This window comes from Atribacterota bacterium (assembly GCA_039638595.1).
GTDB lineage: Bacteria > Atribacterota > Atribacteria > Atribacterales > Caldatribacteriaceae > Profundicultor > Profundicultor thermophilus.
The window spans coordinates 1-3546 of the sequence record JBDIWM010000083.1 but is presented as its reverse complement, the minus strand read 5'-3'; the positions used below and the strand labels follow the sequence as shown (position 1 = coordinate 3546).

Here is a 3546-nt window from a genome sequence, read left to right as displayed (position 1 = left end):
GGGATACATGACGTATCCGCCTTTAGCAATGATGGAGAAAAACTGCATGCACTAACCTCCTACTATTCAGGGTGAGAAAATGGTTCAACGTAACTCCTCTATCCCCAAATTCATTCTTGGTTCCCTAAACCGGAGTTATCCAAATCGACCAGTCAGATAATCTTCGGTCTCTTTGCGTTGAGGATTGGTAAAAAGCTGGGCAGTGGGAGCAAACTCGATGAGTTTACCCAACAGTAAAAAGGCAGTAAAATCTGAGGCCCGTGCTGCTTCCTGCATATTATGCGTCACCAAAATAATGGTGTATCGTTCCCTTAATTTCTTAATCAGTTCCTCAATCCTGGCTGTGGCAATCGGATCGAGTGCCGAAGCAGGCTCATCCATGAGAAGGATTTCTGGCTCTACTGCAATAGCCCGAGCAATGCACAGCCGCTGTTGCTGCCCGCCAGAAAGCTCAAACGCCGAGGCATGAAGTCTGTCTATCACCTCATCCCAGAGCGCTGCTGCTTTTAAACTTTCTTCAACTCGCTCCTGGATTTTCTTTCGATCCTTCCAGCCCTGAATGCGCAATCCATACGCGACGTTTTCAAAGATGCTTTTGGGAAAAGGGTTGGGGCGCTGAAAAACCATTCCGATTCGCTGTCGCAACATCACCGGGTCGATACCGTCACCGTAAATATTTTGACCTTCAAAGAGAATCTCTCCCTGGATTCTCACGTTATCCAGAAGATCATTCATCCTATTAATACTACGAAGAAGCGTCGACTTTCCACAACCGGATGGTCCAATAATCGCCGTGACACTCCTCTCGGGAATATCCAGAGTGACGTCATAGAGAACCTGTTTCTCTCCAAAAGAAACACTCAGATTCCGAATTTTCAATCTAACCGAGTGCATCTCCACCATCGTTCACTTCCTCATCCCCCCAGACTCAATCAGAACTTTCAACGATCAGTACATCACAACAGGGTCGAAAAAGATGAAAAAGCTCGCAAATCGTCCCCTTTTAAAAATCACGGGACAACTCCATCACAACCTTGGATACTGACGAACTTTCTGCTCTCCATTCCCCTTCAATTAAACCAATCTTTGAACAGAAAATCAACTCACCCTTCCCGGAAGCTTCTTTTTGATGAATCCCTTTTTCAAGGATAATCCCTCACTGAGCATTGCCACAATTTCCTTGTTCGTGAAGCCTCTCTTTTCCAATGCTTCCACAAGTTTTGCCAGCGGCAAAGAAACACCTTCTTCTTTTTTCTTTCCTTCAATAATTAGGATAACTTCTCCTTTTACGGTCCGAGAGGAGACGTCAAGCAAGACTTCGTCAATCGTTCCGCGCTGAATTTCTTCATGGAATTTGGTGAGCTCCCGAAGCAGGACCACTTTCCTCGAATCTTCCACTACCGCCCGGATATCTTTGAGTGTTTCTCGAAGCCGGTGAGGCGCTTCGTAAATCACCACAGAGAAAGGAGCAAATAAACTCTTTTCCAGCAATCTTCTCCGCTCACTCCCTTTGCGGGGCAGAAAACCCAGGAAGGTAAAACCCGGATCCGGAAACGCGGCATAGACCACTCCCAGTAAAAGCGACGAAGGACCCGGGAGCACTTCGAAAACCACGCCTTTCTCCTGAAGAGTCCGAATGAGATCGCATCCAGGGTCCTGAATCCCAGGCATTCCGGCGTCAGAGACGAAGGCCAGATTCTTTCCAGACTCGAGGATTTCCATGATTCTTCTTGTTGCCGTAACCCTATTCTGGGAACGATAACTCATAAGGGGCTTCCGAATCTGATAATGAGTTAACAATTTCAGGGTGACGCGAGTATCCTCACACACGATCGTGTCAACTTGCCGCAAAACGTCCAGAACCCTTAAGGTAATATCCTTCAAGTTCCCCAGAGGAGTGGGGCAGAAGAAAATCCTGCCCCATCTTTCATGAGCAATCATTTCCGGCTATTTTTTCTCAGCCTTCAGGGGAACGAAGTAGGTTCGACCACCCCGATCAAGGAGCAAAAGCACAGTTTCTCCAGGTTGAATTCTGGAAAGCGCTCTTTCCCAATCAAAAAGCGTGGCAATCCTTCTCCGGTTGAGTTCCAGCACCACATCTCCCGGTCTCAACCCAGCCCGATCCGCAGGCCCACCGGCATCGATACCCACAATCACCACACCGCTTTCTCTTTTCAGAGCGTATTGGACTACAAGATCCGGGGTAATTTCCCGCACTTCCACTCCCAGAGTAACCGGGAGTTCCGGAGTCATACTCGTTGATTCCTCCTGGAGCTCACCCAGAGTTACTTCAACAACCACACTCTTTTTGTCTCTCCAGAGTTCCACCCTCACCGTATCCCCAGGGCGGTAGGACCGAACCGTTTGCTGGAGTCCAGATACACTCCGAATCTCCTTATCATCAATTTTGAGAACAATATCACCTCGCATAAGATTAGCTCGCTCTGCTGGGCTATCCGGCGCAATGTCTGATATTAGAGCTCCCTGAGGCTTTTCCAGCCCAAATTTTTCGGCAATTTCAGGGGTCACTTCCTGAATATAGACCCCCAGCCATGCCCTGGTCACCCTTCCTTTCGAAATCAACTGGTCCAGAATTGACTTGGCCATATTGATCGGCACGGCAAATCCAATCCCCTGAGCGTAGGGAAGAATAGCAGTATTAATCCCGATGACCTCCCCTTTGAGGTTGAGAAGTGGTCCACCACTGTTTCCAGGATTGATTGCTGCATCAGTCTGCAGGAAATTTTCATACTCTCTTCCTGAATCTCCCGCCGAAATCGGTCTTCCTTTGGCACTCAAGACACCAGTTGTTACCGTATGCGATAGACCATAAGGATTCCCAATCGCAATCACAAATTCTCCTACCCGGGCTGCGTCAGAGTCCCCTAAGGGAATGGTGGGCAAATTGGCGGCATCAATCTTCACCACTGCGATATCCGTAAGCGGATCCTTCCCAACCACTTTCCCATTGAATTGCTGTCCATTTTTGAAGGTTACTTTGATTTCTTCTGCTCCCTCAATGACGTGGTTATTAGTCAGGATATATCCATCAGAACGAAAAACAAAACCAGTTCCTAATCCCTTTACCGGCACTCTCCTTTCCTGGCCTCTCGGTGTATCACCAAAGAAATAGCGAAAGAACGGGTCGTCGAAAAATGGGGCTAAAGGCGAGCGGTAGACCTGAGTTCTCAAGGTATCGATGTTCACAACTGCCGGACTTACCCTTTCTACAATATCGGCCACAATACTGTCAGAAACCAGGGGAATTTCAGCAAAAGCCGACAGGTTTAAGAAGAGTAGACAATACACCACCAAAATGAAGCTCCAAATGGTTATCCTTCTCATGCTAACGACCTCCTTCTCTTTCTAACGACTTCAAGACTTGAGATCCGGTCTCCGGATCAAGGTTCCCGGTAAACGAGAATGAAAATCCCTCTTTCTCACCAACGAGAACGAAGCCCTCTTCTCCCTTTTTCCCCAAAAACAGCGGTCGAAAATCAAAAGAACGAGAAAACATCCGGGGATACACACCCTGAGAAATCGCGA

4 protein-coding genes are annotated in these 3546 nt (G+C 47.8%); all 4 read right to left on the bottom strand.

Annotated features, from left to right (window positions below; genetic code table 11):
- Positions 1-135: 135 nt before the first annotated feature.
- Positions 136-903, bottom strand: coding sequence for a phosphate ABC transporter ATP-binding protein PstB (gene pstB / locus ABDK92_11110; protein ID MEN3187150.1), 768 nt, complete (start codon positions 901-903; stop codon positions 136-138).
- A 195-nt stretch (positions 904-1098) separates the two neighbouring features.
- Positions 1099-1941, bottom strand: a complete 843-nt coding sequence (gene rsmI / locus ABDK92_11105) for a 16S rRNA (cytidine(1402)-2'-O)-methyltransferase (GenBank protein MEN3187149.1) — start codon at positions 1939-1941, stop codon at positions 1099-1101.
- Positions 1942-1947: 6 nt separating this feature from the next.
- Positions 1948-3345, bottom strand: a complete 1398-nt coding sequence (locus ABDK92_11100) for a DegQ family serine endoprotease (GenBank protein MEN3187148.1) — start codon at positions 3343-3345, stop codon at positions 1948-1950.
- Position 3346: 1 nt separating this feature from the next.
- A partial coding sequence (locus ABDK92_11095) for a hypothetical protein (GenBank protein MEN3187147.1) occupies positions 3347-3546 on the bottom strand: 200 nt, incomplete at its 5' end.